Here is a 24,124-nt window from a genome sequence, read left to right as displayed (position 1 = left end):
AAATTGATAGTGGTTGCTTGTGCTGGTTTGGCATTAGGTTTAACCCTGGCTTGTGCAAAACCAACTGCTCAACTTACAGATGAGAAAATTGCTTCGATTTTTGAATTGGAGAAGATATATGCCGACAATGCCTTTAAAATCGTAAAATCGACCGGTAAAATGCCGCGTTCATTAGAGAAAGGTTTTCAACCTATTTCTGACTGGACCAGCGGCTTTTATCCTGGAAATTTGTGGCTGGTGTATGAATTTACCAGGGACAAAGACATCCTTAAAAAAGCCGAATATGCTACGGCCCTGGTAGAGGACAATAAGGACTATACGCATGACCATGATATTGGTTTCATGATTTATAGCAGTTATGGCAATGGGTACCGGCTTACTAAAAATGAAAAATACAAAGCAGTGATGATTGAGGCCTCTAAATCGGCCATTAAAAGGTATAATCCTAAAGTGAAATCAATTATGTCCTGGAATCCCAGTGCAGCACGGGACTGGAAATTTCCGGTAATTATCGACAATATGATAAATCTGGAACTGTTACTGAATGGGACCGGATTTACCGGTGACAGTACTTATTACAATGTAGCGGTTAATCATGCCAATACGACCATGAAAAACCAGTACAGGTCAGACTACAGTTGTTCGCATGTCGTAGATTATGACCCGCTTACAGGAAAAATGCGTAAACGTGACTGGAACAATGGAGATAGCAACCCTGAAACCGCGTCCTGGAGCCGTGGCCAGAGCTGGGGGTTGTATGGGTTTGGATTTATGTATAAATACACACATAAAAAAGAGTATTTAACCCAGGCAGAAAATATAGCTGCATATATTCTAAACAATCAGAATATGCCTGAAGATATGGTACCTTACTGGGATTATCGCGCACCGAAAATCCCTACCCAGAAAGATGCCTCGGCAGCTGCATTGCTTGCATCAGGCTTAATGCAGCTTGCAGAATTGTCACCGGCCAATGGCAAAAAGTACTTTAAAGCGGGCGAAAAAATTCTGGAAAGCCTTTCTGCCGCACCTTACCTGAACGAGAGTGGCAAAGGCAATTATCTACTGAACCATGCTACCGGTAATTTCTTAAGAAAATCTGAAGTAGATGGCGGTCTGATATATGCAGATTATTATTATTTAGAAGCTTTATTGAGGTATCAGAAATTGAAGCAAAAAATTGAATTTTAAAATATATAAAATGAACTACCGGATAGCCACATTGGCACTTACACTTGGATTAAGTACGATTGCACCAGGCCTAAAAGCACAAAAGGAATCAGTGCCAACTTTTGTAAAGGATATTGTGACCAACTATCTTACTTTTGAAGAAGCGCAGGATATTGCGAACTGGAAATCAGAAAAAGGTAATCTCTCTTTTTCATCTGCTCATTTTAAAGATGGCACGCAATCGCTGCTGTGGACGTATCAAAATGGTGCCACTATAGAAATTGCCAATTTAAAGGGCTTAAAAGAAGCCGGAGATTTTTATCCTGGCGGTCAGCCTGAAGTTTACGAACCGTCGTTCTACAAAAAATCGCATTATGGAGGTGTAAAAATGTGGTTATACCAGGAAAAACCTTCCATCGGCAAAATTACTTTTCAGGTAGGCAGCAATTTGCAAATGGCAAATACGGCTCCAAAATATCGTTTTTCGGTAAACCTTAACTTTACTGGCTGGCGGGCCGTTTGGGTTAATTTTAATGAAGATGCGCTGGTAAAAAACTACAAGGGCAGTGATGAAATGACCAGTTTGGTGGCACTTACTCCATCGGGGCAAAGTGGTAAAATATTCATCGACCATTTCATGCTGCTGAGTTTTGTTTCTAATAAACGTCATTCCGATCTGCAGTTTGAAAACCATAAACTTAACCTCCGCTCTGGTGATGGCTATGAAATACTGGCACCTTACCAAATATTTTTAGCCAAACAATTTAACCAGCAGGTAGATGTTAAAAAACTAACCGAAGAAAGTAAGACCATAGCAGACCGATTGGAATTTTTAATACTTGGCGATAAAACCAACGATTGGAAAAAACGCAATACGGGCATCGAAAAAACAATAGATGGTAAAATTAAAGGTGCTTCAGCTATTTTCGATAAGCTTGGAATACATAAAGCAAACGATTTTGTAAATGGAAGACCCTTATTTGGCATCCGTGATGAACATATCCCTAAAGAAGGTTTAAATTACGATGAGGCTATCCTGCCAACTGCCTTTCCCTTAGCAATGGATTACAGGCTTAATGGCAATAAAACTGCCAGAGAAAAACTGATGCTGACCTTTGATTATTTACAGGACCAGGGTTGGGCAGCGGGCAGTGCTTTTGGTACGGTAGACCATGTGATAAAGCTTAACCCGATTGCAACCGCTATTTTTTTGGTAAGAGATGATCTGAAAGCACAAAATAAGCTAAAAGCAGAAACTGATATGCTGATCTGGCATACCCGTTTGGGCAGTATGTTAACCATTGATTACACACGGGGAGAAAATTCTGATAAAATCCGCGGAGGTGCCCTGGCCAAACTCATTACCATTTTATTAATGGAAAATGATAGCCGTAAGCAAGAGTTGTTGCAGGATTTTAAAAGCTACATGGATTATGTAGCCAGTATTTCGCCCGGCTATAGTGACACGTTTAAACCCGATTTTTCTATTTATCACCACCGGGGAACTTATTTAAATACTTATGGTACCAATGCGCTAAACACCATGGCACTCATCCATTGGCTGCTTAGTGGCACACCTTATCAGCTTTCGCCACAAACTACCGGCAACCTTAAACAGGCATTAAAGCGACAGGCGGAAATTGCCTATGGAGTAGATATTCATTATGGTGCCGGTGGGCGTTTTCCGCTGGGCAACAGCTCACTTGATGGGTTTACCTTTCCGGCACTGGCCTATATGAGTATGAATGGCAATACCATTGCAGACAAAGAAATGGCTGAACTGTTTAACTATATATACGATATTGCCGAACCAGATGTGGTAGCCAGAATGCTTAGCCCCGTGCTTACCTATTCGGGTACTTTTGGCACCTTAAATTTAATAGAACGACTGCACAAAATGGTAGGTGCACAAAAACACAGACCTGCCGATGGTGCCGTTTCAATGCCTTATTCGGGCTTAATGGCTTACCGCCAGGGCAATGCCTTTGCAACCGTAAAAGGATACAACAAATACGTTTGGGATTTTGAAAGTGGCAGAGGAGAAAATAATTTGGGCCGTTACCTTAGCCACGGTATGCTGGTAACGGCACAGGGCGATGAAAAAATGGGTTTCAAAAGTTTGGGTCTGGGTTTGAATGAAGGTTTCGATTGGTCTATGTTGCCCGGAGCTACAACTAAAATGTTACCGGCAGACAAAGTATTGTATTATACAAAAGGTGACCAAAAATATATAGAAGGTAAACACCGCAATTTCTCTGAAAGCGTAGTGGCCAGTGGACTGCAACAGGGTACCAATGGATTGTTTGCCTTAGACCTGCGTGATGATGTTTTTCCGGATGAAGATAAATCTTTGTTCGACAACAGTTTCAGGGCCCGAAAAACCTATTTCTTTATCGGTAATGAAATTATTTGCCTGGGTTCTTCCATTCAAAATAATGATACCAGGTACCCAACTGTAACCACGCTGTTTCAGTACCGAACCGATGAAAAACGGAAAAACAGTTTTAATGGAAAGGAAATCAGTGCTTCTTCATCCCTTAACCAAAAAGCCGATGGGGGTTATTTTACCGATCAGAACGGTTTGCATTACATCATTCCCAAAGGACAACCTATTGTGCTGGGCCAGGATAAGCAAATTTCTTACAGGGGCGCTAATGTAGGCGACCAAAAGTCGATCGTTTTAAACACATCCGGAGCTTATGAGAAAACACAGGAGGTATATACAAAAGCCTGGTTTGATCATGGTACAAACCCTAAAGATAAAGGGTACGAATATGAGATTGTACTGAATACGCCAACAGCTGACCTGAAACCGTACCTGCAAAATAAAACCTATGAGGTGATGCAAAAAAATGCATCAGCCCATATTATCAGGCATCCATTATCGGGTATTACCGCATACGCTGTTTATAGTGCTGCGCAACCCTTAAAAGGAACGCTTATTCATGTTGACAGACCTATGCTGGCAATGGTAAAAGAACAGGCTGGGCATTTATGGCTTAGCCTTGCCGATCCTGATATCAGGCAACCAAAATGGAATCACAATATGAGCCATATGCCCGATAGCATTACCAATGGCTGGGGCACAGGGAGCATAGCTACGCTTACCCTAAAAGGGGCATGGTATATTGCCAAACAGCTGCAGGAGGTGGAAACCGTAAGTTACATGAATGGTAACACTATCTTAAAAGTTTTTTGTAAAGAAGGCAAAAGCATAGATATCCCTTTACAGCACCGTACTATGGATAACGTGGATACGGAATAAACAATAAATTACAGACTTATGAAAAACCTGTTGTTCCTTTTTTTAGTATTTATTACAACGATATCCTCCTATGCACAAACGCCAGGAAAACTCATATATAAATCAGATTTTTCCAGGCCGCTGGATTGTAAAGACTGGGTAGCAGAAATAGATAACCTACCCGGACATACTTCGACAGTTTATACTTACAGCAATGCTTTAGTATTGGATACCTGGGGAGGGGTAACGGTTTGGTTAAATAAAAAACTGACTGGCAATATACAGATTGAATACGATAGGATAGTGCAAATGGGTAAGGGCTGTAACGACCGTATTGGCGACCTTAATCAGTTCTGGATGGCAACAGATCCTAAAAATGCGAGTTTGTTTACCAGAAGTGGAAAATTTCAGGAGTATGATAATCTCAATTTGTATTATGCAGGAGTGGGTGGGAATTTCAATACCACTTCCCGTTTTAGAAAATACCTTACGCCTACATCAAAACCCGTGGTAAAGGAGTATACAGACAAGGAACATTTATTAGAAGCCAATAAAGTTTATCGTATTAAGATAATTGTAAAAAACGGCACTTCAAGTTTTTGGCTGAATGGGGAATGCTGGTTCAACTATACTGATCCAAGTCCGCTAACATCAGGTTATTTTGGTTTCAGGAGTTTACAATCCAGACAGGAAATTAAAAACCTGCGCATATATGCATTGGATTAAACACAGCTGTATACGATATGAATTTGCTTATTTCAACTGATCATTTAAGGCTAAAAGAATATAGAATGAAACCTGCTACATCACTAAAAAAAATAATAATCAGGACAATTAACTGTTGTTTTTTACTGTCTACGGTATTTTCGACTGTAAATGCACAAAATTCCCGGCGTCCTAATGTTCTGGTTATCATGACCGACCAGCAAACTGCTGATGCCATGAGCAATGCGGGAAATAAGGACCTGTATACACCGGCTATGGACAAGCTGGCTGCCAATGGGGTGAAGTTTACCAGGGCTTATTGTGCCCAGCCCCTTTGCACCCCCTCACGTACGGCCATCTTTAGTGGTAAAATGCCTTTTGAGACTGGCTTTGTAGGCAATACACCCGAACGGGATGGCAAATGGCCTGATAGCCTGCTGGTAATGGGCAAGATCTTTCAGCAGGCAGGTTATCAAACCGGTTATGTGGGCAAATGGCATTTGCCAATTCCTGTGGCCAAGAAAAGTCAGCATGGTTTCGGTTTTATTGAGAATACCAATTTCCTGGATTATAATGATGCTGCCACACCTTCTTATTGTGCCAGGTTCATCAAAGAAAACAAGGAAAAACCTTTCCTGCTGGTGGCTTCATTTTTAAATCCGCACGATATCTGTGAGTGGGCAAACCTGGCAGTTAATAATGCCTATAAAAAGAAACTCATCGCCATGCGTAATTATCTGAAACAATGGTGCAGAAAAAACGGGGATAAGTTTGAAACCGGCTTATAGTCTTTTATAAAAGTTTGATTTAAAATCTAAAAACATATGAAATTTATACTACACCTTTCCTTGTCAATTGCCGGATCACTTTGTGTGGCTACTTGTTATAGCCAGGAAAATAAGCTGAGTCCAGAAACAAAGCAAGAGGCCATTCGGAAAATAGACTGGCGGTTAAGCGAGCAAAAAAGCGTAGCTGCGCCGGAACAAATATTAGACAATCAGTTTATACCCATTGGTGATAAAGAACCCAATGCAACCATTATAGAGGATAGCAAGAACAGGCACAATGGTCAGGTGGTGTATAAATTCATCTGTACGGGTAAGGCCAACAGGATAGAACTGTCCTCGACATTTGGTACCAGGGAAAATCTGAAACAATACCCGGAAGAAGAAATTAAAGAACTCAGTGAGATCGGTGAAGCTTATATCAATTCTTCGCATGGCAATTATGGCGATGTAGTAGTGTACGATTGGTATTCGAGGTTCCCGGAAGCAGAATCACCGGAGAAGGGTGGTATTATAGCACAGATACACGGCCGTCCAGATCGGACACTGCTCGTCAATCCCAAGGGAGAGATAGTAAGGGTGTCGATAAAGGTGATGAAAGCAATGTTGGATACGATGTATTTTGATTTGCATATCGGCAAAAACAAGCAAACAAAAGCACCTAACGGTTGGCGTGTGGATGCCGCTGCAGGTGGGCCAATTGCTGAAATGAGCTACCGTCCGCCGTACTTATATCTGATGGCAAGGAGCAGCGCCGAACGTATATCCCATAGCGAAACCCGCACACGGCCATATCCGGGGAAGGTTCAGGTAGGTAAGGTAATTGGCGAAAATGGTAAAACAGGATTTTTAGCTTTTTCTGAGCCAACGAGCAGCGTACCGATCAATAAATGGGTCCATTTTAAAATGGAAATCAAATACAGTAAATACAGCCACACTGCTGATGAGGTTTTGGAGAAAGGATACATCAAAATGTGGATGGATGACAAGGTTTTGTGCGATATCAAAGATGTGAACATAGGCAAAAACGATGAATTGGGACCTTACTTTAAATATGGCATTTACAAGCCAGCTAAAGGGGGCTTTACTGTGGAGCATAGCGGGTTTACCGAAACCGTTAAAAAGTAACCTTAATTTCTATCATAATGAGTAAAGTGTTTATAGCGGTTTCCCTGATTTTGTTAAGTCATTTAGGTTTTACCCAGTCTGCAAATAAAAAAATATTGATCTGCAGTTATGAGTTTAACAACAATAAAGAATTAAAGGACTGGAAAATTGAGGGGGAGGGTAGGGCTTTTATCCGCAACGGGAAGTTGATTCTAGAGCCCAGCCATTTTCAAATGTTAAAAAAGCTGATGGATGAAGGAAAAATATCCAAAAAAAATGAAGTGGCAGAATATCAGCCTTATGTGATCGCTGCAATGAAAAAAAAATATGGAAAAGACATTTCACGCTATTATGTGAATGGCAAGGCAGATTCAGCCATGAAGGATGCGCAGTTTTTAGGCGGCAGCTTTAATTTTTGGAATACAAGGTTCCCGACAGGAACAGATTTTTCGATAGCATTCGATTTTAAATGCCTTTACCCTACACCTTTACACATGATTATGTTTTCGGCTATGGGAACAAATGGAAAAGGAATTTTCGACAAAACTTTTCCTGAACGCTATGGCCTTTCCAGTGAAATTATGACCGGGCAACTGAACAATTATCGCCTTTCTTTTTTTGAACCGGAACGTAAAACTGCTAATCTGCGTAAAGCACCAGGCCGTAAGCTCTTGTATGAAGCTGAAGATGTGGTGTCTAAAGACCCTTATAAAACTTACCATTGCGAAATAAAAAAAATAGCAGGTACGATAAGCTACCTGGTTGACGGAAAAGTAATTTTCGCTTATACAGACAGCCAGCCATTAGGGGCTGGGTATTGGGGTTTCCGGCTGATGCCCTGTGCCCTTGGTGAATATGATCATATTAAAGTTTATAAAATACTAAATCCATAAAATTTTATGAAAAGAAGATTGGCAGTTGTTTTTGCTGTGCTGACATTTAGTAGTGTATCTGCGCAGCAACAGCATGCCGTAATTAAGTTAACCGCAGAAAAATTGCATGCCCGGGTGCGCGAATGGCCTTACCCGGCCAATGGTGTTACTGTGCCTACCAATGCCCCTGCTTTGCAATGGCCTGCCAGTAATGGTACCACTATGGTATTGCCTATGGAGAGTGACAGTGCAGTTCCGGAAGACCCAAATATTGGAAACGTACGGTACCAGGTTGTACTGGCAAGTGATAAAAATTTTTTGAAAGATGTAATTAAAAGTGGTATACAGGAATGGGCAGTGTACCCCTTGCACCAGGCATTGAAACCTGGCAAATGGTATTGGAAATATGCCTTTGCGCTGAAAGGCAATAAACAGTGGAAATGGTCGGAGGTGTACGACTTTTCGGTAGATGCCCGCTATGCCAGTGCAAAAGTATCTCCGCCGGTAGCCGAAGTATTGAAACGAAATGGAGGCCCGCATCCGCGTTTGTGGAGCATGAATCGCATAGAAAAGGAATTTTACCAGAAAAACCTGGACAATCCGGAAGCCAAAGCATTGGTAGCCCTGGCTAGAAAACTGATGAAGGCCCCTTTACCGGTAGAAAAACCAAGACGATCATTAGATACCACTGGTAAAACAGCCGTTCAAAAGAAAATAATGATGACCCGTATGTACCATGGTTTTGGTGATCAGGAAGGAACCCCGGTACGTAACCTTTGCATTGCTTATCAGCTTACAAAGGACAAGCAATTTATAGAAGATGCCAAAAGAAGGGCGATGATACTTGCCCGGATGGACCCGAATGGCCTTGCTACACGGGATGATTTTAATGGGGGTGCTATTTTGGAGGCCCTGGCCTGGTTTTATGATGCAGGTTATGATTTTTTAACTGAAGAAGAAAGAGTGCTGTTAAGAGACGTGATTACAGTGAGGGCCAAACGCATTTATGATCATTTGCCAAACCGGTTTGAAGTGCATGTAAGTGAAAACCACATCTGGCAAATCACTATGCGCAATCTTGCCATTGGAACGGTAGCGGTAATGAACGAAGTACCTGAAGCAGCTAAATGGCTGACTTATTTATATGAGGTATGGTCGGCACGTTTCCCGGTGTTGGGCACTACCGATGGTGGCTGGCATGAAGGTACGGGTTATTTTAAAGTGAATTTCAGATCTATTATCTACCTGTCCCAGCTTTTTGGTGATTTCAGCGGCGTAGATTATTTTAAGCTGCCATGGATGCAAAACCTGCCTTACTATCTGTTGTATACACATCCCCCTGCATCGGCTTCGATCTCGACGGGTGACAGTTGGGAAAACATGCCTGATGTAACAAAATCGGAAGCATGGTTTGCTGAAGCCCTGGCTTTAAAGGTTGAAAACCCTTATCTCAACTGGTATGTGGCTCAGATCAAAACCCGTAATCCTGATTTTTTTAAAGGAACAGACGATTACCTCTTTTTTCGCTTACTGAATTACAATCCCGGTAGAAAAATGCTTGCCGCATCTCCTAAAAACTTGCCCGCAACAAGGGAATTTAAAGACGTAGGGGTAGTCGCAATGCATGAAAATTTGTCAAATGCCGGTAATAGCCTGAGCAGCTACCTGTTAAGTAGCCCATTTGGCTCATCGGGGCATGGCCATGCTTCACAAAATGCTTTCACGGTAAACTACAAAGGCAAGACCATTTTTGGTGCCACTGGTTATTACAGCAATTTCAGTGATAAACACAATTTACTGTACTATCGCGCTTCAAAAGCCTATTGTACTATTTTGGCGGATAGCTTAAACCAAAAACTGGGCGAAGAAGGTTATGGCTGGACGGCAAGGTCAATTAACGGAAACCATATTCAATACGGATTGGGAGATGCCAGCAATGCTTATGGCGAGATTAAGAGTGAATTTTGGCTAAACAGGTTTGATCAGATCAAACTTAAACCTGCGCCGGTTAATGGTTACGGAGATGCCGGGGTAACTTTGTACCGCAGGCACATGCTGCAGCTGGATGGAGGTTATATTCTTTTGTATGACGAACTGGAAGCTAAAAAGCCGGTGAAATGGACTACTTTGTTTCATACACCTTATTATACCATCGAAGCAGGGGCAACCGATAATGCAAAACAGCAAAATTTTGCGGTAAAAACTGATCTGGGCACAGTTAACGCCAGTGTGTTTGCCCATGCGCCATTGGGCATGATTGTGCACAATCAATTTTTCGAAAAACCTTTAAACTGGAATGGAATAACTGACGAAACCGGAAACCTGGCAAAATTTGAAGACCAATGGCATGCTGGTATTACTTCCCAACCGGCCCAAAAGTTTAGGTTTTTGACCATTATCCAGGTTAAAGAGGGCAAAGCTGAAGTGATAAAATCAACAGGGGAAACGGATGGATTATTGAAACTGCAAGTGGGTAACTGGAACATTCAGGCCCAATTGGATGGTAACAGGCCGGCTGCGGTACAGGTAAACAATGCCATCTTAAAATCAGTTTTTAATTATGGGAATTTGACGGTAAACTTTGATGGCAAGACCTATAAAAATGAGGTTAGAGGTAGTTCAATGTTGCTCGAAACAAAAGGGAGTAAATTGAACAGAAAAGAAGTTGTTGATGAATTACCCGGTGTTGCAAAATATGATTTTGAATAGATTTTGTTAAATTTGATAATAGGTGATCTGAAAGGAGTGAATTGTGATTCGTAAAATTTATATTTTATCCTGCTGTTTATGGTTGCTTGCCGGTGTACACCTGGCAAATGCACAAACAGGTGGTAAACAATTCAGGAATATTTCTGTAGATAAAGGTTTGTCCCAGAGTACTGTTTTTGCGATCAGACAGGACACACTGGGTTTTATCTGGGTTGGGACACAGGATGGGCTGAACCGTTATGACAGCAAGAATTTTAAGGTATACAGGCCTGTAAGAGGAGAAAACCGCAGTTTACAATCTTACTATATCCGGTGTCTTTTTACGGATCATACGGGAAGCTTATGGGTGGGTGGTAATCAGGGGATCAGCCGTTACGATTATAAAACAGATAGCTTTGTCAATTACAAATTACCCCGGAGTGTTGGCGAATGGTATATCTGTTCGATGACGGAAGATGCAGAACGAAACATCTGGGCGGTATCTATCGCAGGGGATATTTTCCGTTTAAGACCATCTGAAAAGAAATTTATACCAATAAACCTGAATACCTTGCCTAAGGGCATCAGGAATATTTCTTATATCGGTATCTGGAAGAATGATCTGCTTTTAGGTACGGATATTGGTCTTTTTAAGGTCAGCGACAAAAGAAATGATGTTGTCCAAATAAAACTTGGTATTGATAAACCCGGCGTGAATGATGTTTTTATAGATAATGATGATTGGTGGATTGCAACTGAAGGTTATGGTTTGCTGCGCTATAATGTTAATGACAAACTGAGTAAGTCTTATGTACATATCGCCTCGAAAAATAGTATCATAGACAATAACATCAGGAGTATAGATAAAGATGCTGATGGCAACATCTGGTTAGGAACTTTTAAGGGGCTTTCCATTTTGGATCCTGTAAATCTTACTTTCGATAATTATTACCATCAGATTTCCCAACCTTTTACTATAGGTCAGAATTCGGTACGCTGTATTTATCGGGACAGGCAAAAAGGAATGTGGCTGGGCACTTATTATGGGGGTGTAAGTTATTACCATAAAGACGATATCAAATTTAATCTGCTGAGCCAAAATATTGGCAAGCCTTCATTAAACGATGAAGTCATCAGTGTGATCAAACAGGATAAGACCGGTGATTTTTGGATCGGTACCAATAATAAAGGTGTAAACCGCTGGAACAAAAGCACAAATACCATTAGTTATTATACTTCCAATGAAAATGACCCGAATAGTTTGAGTTCAAATAACATTAAGGCTATTGCTTTTGATCATATGGGTAACGTACTGATCGGAACGCATAAGGGCGGATTAAATGTGCTTAATTCATCAAATGGAAGGATAAAACGGTATCTTCATGATGAAAATGACCCAAGCAGTATTGCGGGTAACCTGGTTTACAGCATACTGAAAGATTATAAAGGCAGAATCTGGATAGGCACCCGTTCAGGTTTAGACCTGTTTCAGCCGGAAGCTCAGAAATTTATGCATGTTTTTTCAGATAAAGCAGGCAAAAGGTTGATTTCTAATGATATTACCTGTTTGTTTGAAGATAGCAAACACAGGATCTGGATTGGTACTACCAACGGTGTTTCACAATTTTATCCAGACAATCTGCTTTTTGGAAATATTGGTGATGGCAGTTTGAGCGAGGATATTGTGAACTGCATTACCGAAGATAAGAAGAAAAGGATCTGGATGGGGACAAGAGATGGACTGAGTTTATTTGATGAAGCCAAACGTTCTTTTGTGCCGTTTAAAAATGAAAGTATTTTTCTGACAGGGACCATTTATGGCATTCAGCCGGATGATGAAGGTAATTTATGGATATCGACAAATAGTGGTTTGGTAAAATTTAATCCTGATCATAGATTATCGCTTCAGGCTTTTGATGAGAGTGATGGTTTACAGAACAATCAGTTCAATGAATATTCTTTTTGCAAAGCTAACGATGGCTTACTGCTTTTTGGTGGTATAAAAGGAATTTCCTATTTCTATCCTTCGGCACTTAAACAACAACCGCTTTCTTTAAGGCTTCGTTTTACTGCACTGGAAGTTTTTGACAAAACGGTTGCTGCTAATGACGAAACAGATATCCTGAGTAATCACATTGACCAGACAAAGGAGTTGGAACTCAATCCGGAATATAAGCAGTTCAGCATCTCTTTTAATACTTTTAATTTTGTATCCTCTAACCGTACCCATTATGAGTATAAACTGGAGGGAATTGATAAGACATGGCAGGATACCGAAGCGCTGAAAATAAGCTATAGTAACCTGCCTTATGGCGATTATGAACTGTACGTTAAAGCCATAGGCCCCAATGGAGAAACCAGTCCGGTAAGGAGCTTGAAGATATCGGTTTTACCACCATGGTACAAAACCAGCTGGTTTTACTTGTTGATGAGCTTGCTGACAGCAACAGCCGGATACATCATCTACCGTGAGGTTTCTGAACGGGTAAGGGCCCTGCACCAGTTAAAACTGGAACGTTTGGATAAAGAAAAGGTGCGTTACATTAACCAGGTGAAGATGGACTTTTTTACCAATGTATCCCACGAGCTTAGAACGCCGTTAACACTAATTCTGGCACCTTTGGAAGAATTGATAAAGATCCCCCTGGCAGATAAAGTTTCTAAAAAGCTAAATTTAATGTCAGTCAATGCCAAAAGGCTCTATAGCCTGGTTGATCAGTTGTTTGAGTTCAGAAAGACAGAGATGGGAACACGCCCGCTTAAAGTAGCCAAGGGCGATATCGTAAGTTTTATATTCGAAATTTACGAGTCTTTTAAGCCACTTTCGGAAAAAAATAATATCCATTATACTTATCATTCAACCGAGGCAAAGCTTTCCTTTTATTTTGATAAAGATGCAATGGAAAAGATCTTGTTCAATCTTTTATCCAATGCTTTTAAATATACCAGCCCACATCATAAAGTAAGTATCGAACTGCTGAAAAAAGACGATGTGGTATTGATAAAGATTGCTGATACTGGTATAGGAATTAATGAAGAGGATCTAACCAAAGTATTTGACCGTTTTTATCAGGTCGATAACCGTGAAATGAACCTGGGGTCGGGGGTTGGTCTGGCTTTCACAAAGCGTTTGGTAGAGCTGCATCATGGCCAAATCAGGGTAGAAAGTGAACCGGGCAGGGGAAGTACTTTCACGATTAATATACCAATGTCTGATGAGGTTTATGATCAGGATTTGCATGCTGCTGAAAGTCCGGTATATGAACTTTCAATAGTCCCTGAAAATGAGGGTACCGACCTTGACAATTCCTTTTGGGAACATGAGGTTTTAGAAGAAGAGACAGAGTTACAAGATAAAGAACTCAAATTGCTCCTTGTTGATGACAATAAGGAGATTTTAGCCTATCTCCAGGATTTTTTTGATCAGACTTACCAGATATCCGTTGCCTTTGATGGTAAAATGGCATTGGAGATGCTGGCGCATCAGCAATTTGATATGATCATTAGTGATGTGATGATGCCAGAACTGGATGGCCTGCATTTCTGTAAGCGTGTTAAACAGAACATCAATACCTCTCATATTCCTTTAATACTTTTGACTGCAAAAACTGAGGATAGCCAGCTAATCAAAGGACTGGAAATGGGCGCAGATGATTATGTGACCAAACCCTTCTCGACCAGTCTGCTGGCAGCCAAAATAACCAATCTGCTGCGTTCCCGTAAACGTTTAAAGGAGTATTATTCTACCAGTAAGGAAATTGTGCCGGAAAATATTGCATTTAATGCGATTGATGAAGAATTTCTAAAACAAGCAATTGCTATTGTTGAACGTTATCTTTCTGATTCGGAGTTTTCGGTGGATAAATTTAGCCGGGAAGTTGGCATGAGCAGGTCTAATCTTTATCTGAAATTAAAGGCAATCACCGGAGAATCCGTAAAGGATTTTGTCCGGCGCATCCGGTTTAAAAAAGCAGTGGAACTCATGCTTTCCAAAAAATATACCCTTGCACAGATCGCTTATAGCTGCGGATTTAATACACCTTCTTATTTTTCTACTTCATTTAAACAATACTATGGTGTGATGCCGAGTGATTACCTGGCAAAGATAGAAGCAGAGAAACAGTGATTACTGATCCGGGTAATCCCTGTATAACTGCAGTAAATGTTGTTGTTCCTTAGCATATTTTGGGTCGTTGTATAAATTGTAGCGCTCTGTAGGGTCCCAGCCCAGATGGAACATTTCTTCTATTGTTTTATCATCCTTTTTAGTGATCCTCAGCTTCCAGTCACCATCCTTTACACCTTCCAGGACATAGTTGTAATAATAAATTGGCTTGTGGGGAATCTGATAGTCTTTTTGTGACAGCAGCTTAACCACAGATTCTCCGTCCAGCACCCGTTTTGGTAGGGCAGTACCGGTCCAGTCGGCCAGGGTGGGCAAAATATCCAGGTTGGATATCGGGCTGCGCACAACTTGTTGGGCTGTATGGTTTTTGTAATAAACTATAAAAGGCACGCGGTGTCCGCCTTCTAAAGAAGTTGCCTTCGATCCCCTGAAAATACCAGCTGTGCCCACGTGATATGGCTTGGTAATGCCGTCATCGTACATGCGCTGAGGGGCATTTAACCATGGGCCGTTATCGCTGGTAAATATAAAAATGGTATTGTCAGCTTCGCCACTGTCCTGCACTGTTTTCCATAGCTTAGCCATTTCCGTATCCATTTCTTCTATCACACTGCCCAGTTCGCCTCCGGCCGATTTATTGCTGTCTTTTCTTACTGCGCTGGCTACTGGAAGATGTGGCATATTGTAGGCCAGATATAAAAAAAAAGGTTGTTTTTTTGCTGTCGATTCTTTTACAAAACCGATGGCTTCCCTGGTATAGGCTTTTGTGAGTATGGTATCATTAGGACGGTATATTTCGGGCTTTTGGTTCCTGAATATTTTAATCACTGTATCTGTTTTTACATAAGGTGCCCTGAAGTCATGACTGTACAACATCCCGTAAAATAAATCGAAACCTTGTTTGTTGGGCAATCCGGTACCATAATCGCCAATATGCCATTTACCTATACAGGCTGTACGGTAAGCTGAAGTTTTCAGCATTTCGGCAATGGTAACCTCTTCATCAGGAATTGCTGTTTTATCACCAGGGCCTATAACACGTGGCATTTTAGAGCGGCTGCAATACCGCCCGGTAAGGGTTGATACCCTTGATGGGGAGCAGGTAGGAGAAGTGGTTACAAAATTTGTTGCCATTACGCCATTACTGGCCATTTTATCAAGAAATGGTGTTTTGAATAAAGGGTTCCCGTAACAGGCCAGATCACCGTAACCCATATCATCGGTGAGCACAATAATTACATTTGGTCTTTTTTGACCAAATGTTACATGGGTAATTAAACTTAAGGCAGTTAAGATAATGGAGAGAAAAGGTATACGTTTCATATTTTATTCTTAATTCTTGTTCAACAAATTAAAAAATAATCCCTGCCAAAATGTTTCAATACTGATTTAAATTCTTTTAAAACTATCCAAAACAGCAAAGGCTACCAACCCTGGTAGCCTTTGCTGTTTTGGTATAATGCTGTTGGTTTAAAATTAAGACTGATTAATTGTTTTCAGGTCAATTTTTTTAATCTCTGCATAGCGTTTTAAAGCCTCCAGATAGTAATAGTCGGCATAATTCAAAGGTGTATCGATTTCCGAATTGTACAGCAATGCACCTACACTATGTTTCAATATAAAAAACTGGTTCTCGCCGGGTTTCGCCAGGTATTCATCTGATGACAATGTTTTCAGGATATCCTCGGCAAATTTAAAATATTTCTGACCATCTTTTACCTGCGTGCTCAGGTCTAGCAGGGCTGAAGCAATTACTGCAGCAGCAGAAGCATCCCTTGGCGACCTGTCGCGGTTGTGGACATCAAAGTCCCAAAGTGGAATTTTATCTGCCGGCATTGCAGGGTGGTTCATGATGAAAGCAGCGATATGCTCTGCATGTTCGATGAATTTTTTGTCTTTCGTATCCTTATAGCTCATGGTATAGCCGTAAAGTCCCCAGGCTTGCCCCCGTGCCCAGGCCGATTCGTTGGTAAGTCCCTGATGGGTTTCACGTTGCAGTACTTTTCCAGACAGGGTATCGTAACTGATCACATGGTAAGAACTATAATCTTTTCTGAAATGGTTTTTCATGGTCGTAACCGCATGTGTTTTAGCAGCATCGAACCATTCTGGCTTATTGAATTCCTTTCCTGCCCAGTATAAATACTCCAGGTTCATCAGGTTGTCTATAATTACCGGAAATTGCCAGTGTCCGAAATCCCATGAGCGGATGGCCCCTACTTTTTTATTGAAACGGGCATATAAATTGGCCGCACCGTTTTCTAATGGCTTCAGGTAAATCTTGTCTCCGGTTACACGGTAGGCATTGCCATAAGAACAATACAACATAAAGCCCAGGTCGTGCGTATCTTTAACATATTGTATCGTATCTAAGGCAAGGGTAAATCTTTTGGCTTCGGCCGCCAGGTTTTTATCGCCCGATAGTTCATAACCATACCACAACGTTCCCGGGAAAAAACCTGTGGTCCAGTCGCGGGGAGGGGCCAGCCTTACCGTCCCGTCCGGATTGACAGACCTTGGGTTCATTCCTGGTGTATAGGTTTGTGCAGCCCGTGTTAACTGTATTACTGCGGTTTTAGTTGATTTCTTTAACCAGTCATCGCCGTTGCCTTTCGTAACTGTCATCCCGTTTGCAGATCCTATTAATGCAATAGTCGCAACAAACGCACTGAGTAGTGATTTCATAATTATTTTCCGATCTAAGTTTTGTTTTTTAATAATGATGAAGGTAGGGAGTGTAAAGATGTAAGGCTTTAAGTATCGGATATATTCATTTAGGAATTGGTGAATGCCTGATTTTTTTTGGATTACAGCATCTATTTTTGTGAAATAATGAGTGATTAATCAAAAGTGATAGCATTTTGATCAATACCTAAATTCATTCTGGTTGGAGTGCTATACATTCGTTTTTGTCAATAAACCAAATTATGTAAAACTAAAAAAATGTTATGAATAGATTTTTACTGCTATTAATTATTGTTGCGGGTAACCTTACGCTCTATGCCCAAAATACAACTACAAAAGGAGTTGTGTCTGATGCCGGAGGAGAACCGCTTATGGGAGTAAGCGTATCTATAAAGGGAATAGGTAAGGGAAGGTCAACCGGCGTGGATGGAAGTTATACCATAAGTACAAGTAATCCCGATGCGATATTGGTTTTCTCCTATATAGGATATAAAACTACAGAAGAACCTGTAAATGGCAGGACTACGATTAACGTAAAACTGGCTACTGATACTAAAACCATGAACGAGGTGGTGGTAATTGGTTATGGAACAGTTAAACGTAAAGAGCTGACTGGCGCAATATCGTCTGTAAAAGGTGAAGAGCTGAGCAAAGTTCCGGTACAAAATGTAGCCAGTGCATTGGCCGGACGCATTGCAGGCGTACAGGTTACAGCTGCTGATGGTACACCGGGGTCAAACCCATCTATCACCATACGTGGCGGGGGCTCGATTACTCAAAGCAATGAGCCATTATATGTCATAGACGGGATTCCACAAACCAACGGACTGGGCTTTCTTGACCCGATGGATGTGGAAAGTATGGATGTGTTGAAAGACGCATCTGCTACTGCGATATATGGTGCCAGAGGTGCGAACGGTGTAATTCTGGTAACTACAAAACAACCTAAAGCAGGTAAACTGGCCTTATCTTATGATATGTATTTTGGTGCTAAAGACATTACGAAAACACTGCCTGTATTAAACCCATATCAGTATACCTTATTACAATATGAAAAAAGTTTGGGTAATGCTACTGAAGAAGCCAAGTTTTTAAGTAATTACGGTGCTTTTGCAGATCTGCAAAGTTTATATGGAGACAAATCAGGGGTAAACTGGCAAAATGAACTGTTTGGGGGTACATCCAATAGCCAGTACCATAAATTTGGTGTAGGGGGTGGAAGCAAAGAAACCAGGTTCAATTTCTTTTATTCTCATAACAATGATGAAGGGATTATGCTGAACAGCGGTTCCAAAAAGAATGTGGCCAAACTGAATGTAACCCATAACGCCGGTAAAAAATTAAGAGTAACAGGTATTGTAAACTATTCCGATCAGAATACCTTTGGGGTGGGTACGAGAAAAGGCAATACCAGGTTTAACCAGTTGCAAAACGTCTTCCAGTTCCGTCCAACTTTTGGTTTAAAAGGTACAGATGCAGATCTGATTGGAATGGAAGAAGATCCATATTTACAGGATGATAGTGGGAATACCTTACAAAACCCGATCATCAATGCCCTCTCTCAGCAAAGGTCTTCGGCCAATAAGATCTTAAATTTAAATGCTGCTGTTGATTATGAACTGTTTAAAAACATTACTTACCGGGGTTTGGTAGGTTTAAGAACATCAGGTACAAAAACTAAAATATTTAATGATTCCCGTTCCGTAAATGCGAAACGTTCTGGTGGCCCGAATGGGTCCATTGCCCAGTCGGACAGGAACGACTGGAATTACAGCAATACTTTAACCTATTCTAATGTGTTTAACCAGGTGCATAAACTGGATGTATTGGTGGGACAGGAACAGTTGTATTCCAAATCGGAAAACTTCAGTGCCAGTTCAAACAGATTTCCGGACCAGAGTTTAGGACTGGACGATTTGTCGCAAGGTGTTTTACCTGGAATCCCAACTTCGTTTTCTGAAGATGAGAAAATGTTTTCCCTGTTTTCAAGGGCTAATTATACCTATAAGGGCAGGTATATCTTTTCTGCAAGCTTAAGGGCTGATGGTTCCTCTAAATTCGGTTCAGACAATAAATATGGCTATTTTCCTTCTGGTGCATTTGCCTGGCGGGTAATTGAAGAAGATTTTATGAAAAAGATCCCCGTGATATCTGATCTGAAACTGCGTTTAAGTGTTGGGGTAGCGGGAAATAACCGGATTCCTAATTACCTTTCTCAGGCACTTTTCCAATCCGGTTACTATCCTTTGAACAACGAGAACGTAATTTCTGTAGGTTCGAGAACATTGCCTAACCCGGATTTGAAATGGGAAAAAACACGTACACAGAACCTTGGTCTGGATATCGGTTTCTTTAACCAGCGTATCCAGTTAACGGTTGATGCCTACGATAACCGCACAACAGATTTATTGCTGAATGCCGATGTACCTAACCTTTCTGGTTACAGTACCATGCTGATCAATGTGGGGGCCACCAGTAACAGAGGGATTGAGTTTACTTTAAATACGGTAAACCTTAAAGATGCCGGCGGATTTAGCTGGAATACCACTTTTAATATGGGCTTTAACTATAATAAAGTGATTTCGCTTACCAGTGGAAATCAATTTATGTATGGTGCAGCAAGCTGGGGTGGTTTACAGGAAAAAGACTACATTATACGTGTAGGTGGTGCTGTAGGCAAAATGTTTGGTTATAAATCTAACGGTCTGTACCAGGTAAATGAATTTGATTATAACCCTACAACTAAAGTTTATACCTTAAAAGCAGGGATTCCTTTTGACGCCAATAATGTACCAAAACCTGGCTTTTTAAAACTGGTTGATCAGACGGGTGACGGAAAAATAAATTCGGACGACAGGGTAGTGATCGGAAATGCAAATCCGAACTTTATCGGCGGCATGAACAATACCTTTTCTTACAAAGGTATTGACCTGAGTGTTTTCTTAAACTGGTCGTATGGCAACGATGTGTACAATGCCAATAAGCTGAACATGAGCCAGACCAACCTGGATTATAAAAATGCATTTGCTTATGTGGCCAACCGCTGGATGAGTATTGATGCTGCCGGTCAGCGCGTAACAGATCCGGTTGCTTTGGCTGCATTGAACGAAGGCAAAACCATACCGCTGTATAATGGTGCGGGCACGGGCTTAAGGCTTTACGACCAGATGATTGAAGATGGTTCCTTTCTGCGGATCAGTAATGTGAGCCTGGGTTATACCTTGCCAAAAGCTTGGTTGTCTAAAGTGAAAGTTTCGGGTGCAAGGATATATGTAACAGGATATAACCTGCACACCTTTACCAAATATTCAGGTTACGATCCGGAAGTAAGTACAGCGAACAGTACAGGACTTACCCCGGGAGTTGATTTTGGGGCCTATCCAAGAACCCGTTCTTTTGTTGCGGGTGTAAATGTTTCTTTTTAAATTCTAGACTGTAAGATCATGAACAAATATTTTAAAACTACTGCTATCAGAACTGTTAAATTAATGGTTGTAGCATCAGCAATATTGGTTATGCCTACTTCCTGCAAAAAATGGCTGGAGGAAAAACCTACTTCTTATTATGCTGCCGATACTTTTTTTAAGGATGCAAATGAAGCCAAAATGGCGGTGCTGGGCATATATGAATCGATGTCTAACAATAACACTTATGGTTTCTACATGTCATTGGTATTTGATATCGACAGTGATATTGCCCAGATGGACGGAACAGGTTTGAGCAATGATCCCCGTGTGGCTGCGCATTATGCAATGACGCCGGTACACATTTATGTAGCCGCATGCTGGCAGTTACTCTATAAAGGGATAGACAGGGCCAACCTGGTCATTGAAAGGATTCCGGAAATGGACCTGTACAAGAACGGCACGGATGCGCAGAAGAAAGATCTGGCACGTTTGCTGGCCGAAGCCAAATTTTTAAGGGGACAATATTATTTTGACCTGATCAGGTTATTTGGTGATGTGCCGATGAAACTGAAGCCTACAGCAGCTACAGATGACCTGCAACTGCCCAGAACTGATCGTGAGCTGGTGTACGACCAGGTGTTCAAAGACATGAACGAAGCGATTCCGGATTTGCCGTGGGCTTCCCAGAAGCCTGTGGATGAGCGGATTAGTAAAGGGGCGGCCAAGGGTATGCTGGCAAGGGCAGCGTTGTACAGGGCAGGTTATTCCTTAAGGGCAAATGAACTGATGGAGCGCCCGGCTAAGTACAAAGATTATTATGCCATCACTTTAAAGGAAACAAAGGAGGTTATGGAATCGGGAGAGCATGTACTGAACTCCAGCTATGAGCAGATTTTTAGAAACCACTGTAAACTGATCCTTGAACCTAAGGAAAGCATGTATGAAGTGGCCTTGTATAATCTTGATGGCGGTTTGGCAAACAGTGGTGTTATAGGCACCTGGAATGCCCCGGTAGCAGCTGATAAAAATCCTTACGGCAGGGCAAATTCTTTTTACAAAACCACTGCCTTATTCCAGAAAAGTTATGCAACTGGTGATTTGAGAAGAGATGTTGCGGTAGGAACCTATCAGCTGGACGTAAATGCGGCAAAGATAGAATTTACCGGTACCAACGACTCCAAGTGGGCGCCGGGTAAATGGAGACGCGACTGGCAGAATACCGGGCCTAAAGATTTAAACAATACAGACATCAACTGGACTTTATTGCGTTATTCCGATATTTTGTTAATGCGGGCCGAAGCAGAAAATGAAATAAACGAAGGGCCTAATAGTGATGCTTATCTTGCTGTAAACATGGTGCGCAGAAGGGGATTTGGTAAACCCCTGACTACGGTAAATGCTGCGGTCGATTTGCCTGCTGGTTTAAACAAAGATACATTTCTTGCCAAACTGCAAACAGAGCGTGCTTATGAACTCTGTTTTGAAGGCACCAGAAAATCTGACCTGATCAGGTGGAATATTTTAGGGCCAAGCTTAAGGGCTGCACAGGCAGCGCTTAAAGTTTACAGGGCTGCTTATCCTTATGTAGCTGGAACAAACTTTGTCGACAATAAGCATGAGCTTTACCCAATCCCTCAGGGAGAACGTGATTTAAACCCCAAGTTGTCCCAAAATCCTAAATACTAAAAATGGGTAAATTGAAATTAATTTTACCGGTTTTGTTTGCCGGTGCCACCTTAATGTCTTGCCAGCAGCCTAAACCTGCTGAAAGTGCCAAAAGGCCCAATATTGTGTTCATCATGACAGATGACCATACCATTCAGGCCATAAGCGCTTATGGCAGCAAATTGGTAAAAACGCCCAACCTGGACAGAATTGCCAACGAGGGTATGTTGTTTAACAACTGTTTTGTAACCAATGCAGTTTGCGGGCCATCCAGGGCTACTATCCTGACCGGAAAATATAGCCACCTGAATGGTTTAACAGACAATTCAAAGGTATTTGACAGTACTCAGGTTATTTATCCGCAGTTGTTAAAGAAAGCAGGGTACCAGACCGCAATGATTGGCAAGTGGCACCTGGGCTCAACACCAATGGGCTTTGACTATTACAGTATTTTGCCCAACCAGGGACAATATTATCAGCCTGAATTTATAGAAAACGGGCATCTGGTTAAAGAAAAAGGATATGTAACAGACCTCATCACCGATAAGGCCATCGGCTTCCTTGAAAAAAGGGACCATGATAAACCCTTTCTGATGATTTACCAGCACAAAGCACCGCACCGCAACTGGTTGCCGGCACCAAGACACCTGGGGATGTTTGACGATACGGTTTTTCCTGAACCTGCCAATTTACTGGATGATTTTAAGGGCAGGGGCAGGGCAGCAAAGGAGCAGCTGATGAACATTTCTACCGATATGTGGCCTGCATGGGACCTTAAAATGCTTTCTACAGCCCAGCTTGATTCTATGGCGAAACTACCTGTTTCCCCTAAGTTTAAAGATGCCAAGGGTGATGATTATCAACAGGCCAATGATCCTTCACTGGATAAAGCCCGTTTTTTTGAAGTGTACAACCGCATGACAGATGCTGAAAAGGTACAATGGAGAAAAGTATATGACAAACGCGTAGCCGAATTTAAAAGGCTGAACCCGAAAGGGGCCGACCTGGTGCGATGGAAATACCAGCAGTATATGCGCGATTATCTGGCCTGCGTGGTTTCGGTAGATGAAAATGTAGGCAGGCTGATGGATTACCTGAAAAAGATAGGGGAGCTGGACAATACCATTATTGTCTATACTTCCGATCAGGGCTTTTATTTGGGTGAGCATGGGTATTTCGACAAACGTTTTATGTACGATGAATCTTTCCGTACACCTTTAATGGTGAGGTATCCGCCTTCGGTTAAAGCCGGTTCAGTAAGTAATGCCTTTGCCATGAACCTCGATTTTGCACCAACTTTACTGGATTATGCAGGGGTAAAAATACCAGCCGATATGCAGGGCCTGTCGTTACGTCCGGTATTGGATAACGCAGGAAAATCGCCGGAAAACTGGCGCAAGGCTGTATATTATCATTATTATGAATTTCCAAGCTGGCACATGGTTAAAAGGCACTATGGCATCAGAACGGAGCGCTATAAACTGATCCATTTTTACAATGACATTGATGAATGGGAATTATACGATATGCAGAAAGATCCGCATGAGATGCAAAACCTGTATAACGATAAGGCCTATGAGCCGATTATTAAAGACCTGAAAGTGCAAATGAAAAAGCTGCAGGTACAATATAAAGATACGAATCCAACTGAAGCTTTATAAAATTGATAA

Annotated in this window: 13 protein-coding genes; 11 read left to right on the top strand and 2 right to left on the bottom strand. The window is 41.5% G+C overall.

All coding sequences use genetic code 11. The annotated features are described in order from the left end of the window. The first annotated feature begins 9 nt into the window (after positions 1–9). The 8 genes from PHEP_RS14060 (at position 10) to PHEP_RS14025 (ending at position 14,697) form a co-directional block, all read left to right on the top strand. Positions 10–1,191: a glycoside hydrolase family 88 protein gene (locus PHEP_RS14060; protein WP_202901248.1), complete on the top strand. Its 1,182-nt coding sequence runs from the start codon at positions 10–12 to the stop codon at positions 1,189–1,191. A 10-nt stretch (positions 1,192–1,201) separates the two neighbouring features. After that, the gene (locus PHEP_RS14055) at positions 1,202–4,435 is read left to right on the top strand and encodes a chondroitinase family polysaccharide lyase (RefSeq protein WP_015808648.1); all 3,234 of its coding nucleotides are present in this window, start codon (positions 1,202–1,204) and stop codon (positions 4,433–4,435) included. A gap of 18 nt (positions 4,436–4,453) precedes the next feature. Next, positions 4,454–5,140, top strand: a complete 687-nt coding sequence (locus PHEP_RS14050) for a DUF6250 domain-containing protein (RefSeq protein ID WP_015808647.1) — start codon at positions 4,454–4,456, stop codon at positions 5,138–5,140. Between the two features lie 65 nt (positions 5,141–5,205). After that, complete coding sequence (locus PHEP_RS14045; RefSeq protein WP_202901247.1) at positions 5,206–5,907, top strand: sulfatase family protein; 702 nt, start codon at positions 5,206–5,208, stop codon at positions 5,905–5,907. A 36-nt stretch (positions 5,908–5,943) separates the two neighbouring features. Further along, positions 5,944–7,032 carry a polysaccharide lyase family 20 protein gene (locus PHEP_RS14040; RefSeq protein WP_015808645.1) on the top strand — a complete coding sequence of 363 codons (1,089 nt, stop codon included), beginning with the start codon at positions 5,944–5,946 and terminating at the stop codon, positions 7,030–7,032. Positions 7,033–7,049: 17 nt separating this feature from the next. Then, a complete protein-coding gene (locus PHEP_RS14035; RefSeq protein ID WP_015808644.1) occupies positions 7,050–7,904 on the top strand; it encodes a DUF1961 family protein in 855 nt (284 codons plus the stop codon). Between the two features lie 6 nt (positions 7,905–7,910). After that, positions 7,911–10,592 (top strand): DUF4962 domain-containing protein, encoded by a 2,682-nt coding sequence (locus tag PHEP_RS14030; RefSeq protein WP_015808643.1) that lies wholly within the window; start codon positions 7,911–7,913, stop codon positions 10,590–10,592. A gap of 43 nt (positions 10,593–10,635) precedes the next feature. Continuing rightward, complete coding sequence (locus PHEP_RS14025) at positions 10,636–14,697, top strand: hybrid sensor histidine kinase/response regulator transcription factor (protein ID WP_238326482.1); 4,062 nt, start codon at positions 10,636–10,638, stop codon at positions 14,695–14,697. Here the strand turns inward: PHEP_RS14025 and PHEP_RS14020 are convergent, their stop codons facing one another. Both PHEP_RS14020 and PHEP_RS14015 read right to left on the bottom strand, forming a co-directional pair. Beyond that, a complete protein-coding gene (locus PHEP_RS14020) occupies positions 14,698–16,020 on the bottom strand; it encodes a sulfatase-like hydrolase/transferase (protein WP_015808641.1) in 1,323 nt (440 codons plus the stop codon). It lies immediately after the preceding gene. A gap of 153 nt (positions 16,021–16,173) precedes the next feature. Continuing rightward, positions 16,174–17,382 carry a glycoside hydrolase family 88 protein gene (locus PHEP_RS14015; protein WP_015808640.1) on the bottom strand — a complete coding sequence of 403 codons (1,209 nt, stop codon included), beginning with the start codon at positions 17,380–17,382 and terminating at the stop codon, positions 16,174–16,176. A gap of 263 nt (positions 17,383–17,645) precedes the next feature. On the opposite strand from PHEP_RS14015, the gene PHEP_RS14010 reads away from it, so the two are divergent. From PHEP_RS14010 to PHEP_RS14000, 3 genes are read left to right on the top strand one after another with little or no spacing between them, the layout of a single operon-like run. Further along, entirely contained in the window at positions 17,646–20,807 is a 3,162-nt protein-coding gene (locus tag PHEP_RS14010; RefSeq protein WP_015808639.1) for a SusC/RagA family TonB-linked outer membrane protein, read from the top strand. Between the two features lie 18 nt (positions 20,808–20,825). Next, positions 20,826–22,475: a RagB/SusD family nutrient uptake outer membrane protein gene (locus tag PHEP_RS14005; RefSeq protein WP_015808638.1), complete on the top strand. Its 1,650-nt coding sequence runs from the start codon at positions 20,826–20,828 to the stop codon at positions 22,473–22,475. Positions 22,476–22,477: 2 nt separating this feature from the next. Further along, the gene (locus PHEP_RS14000) at positions 22,478–24,115 is read left to right on the top strand and encodes a sulfatase/phosphatase domain-containing protein (protein ID WP_015808637.1); all 1,638 of its coding nucleotides are present in this window, start codon (positions 22,478–22,480) and stop codon (positions 24,113–24,115) included. Positions 24,116–24,124 lie beyond the last annotated feature (9 nt).

The sequence above is a fragment of the Pedobacter heparinus DSM 2366 genome, from assembly GCF_000023825.1.
GTDB lineage: Bacteria > Bacteroidota > Bacteroidia > Sphingobacteriales > Sphingobacteriaceae > Pedobacter > Pedobacter heparinus.
This window is presented reverse-complemented; position numbering and strand designations above follow the sequence as displayed.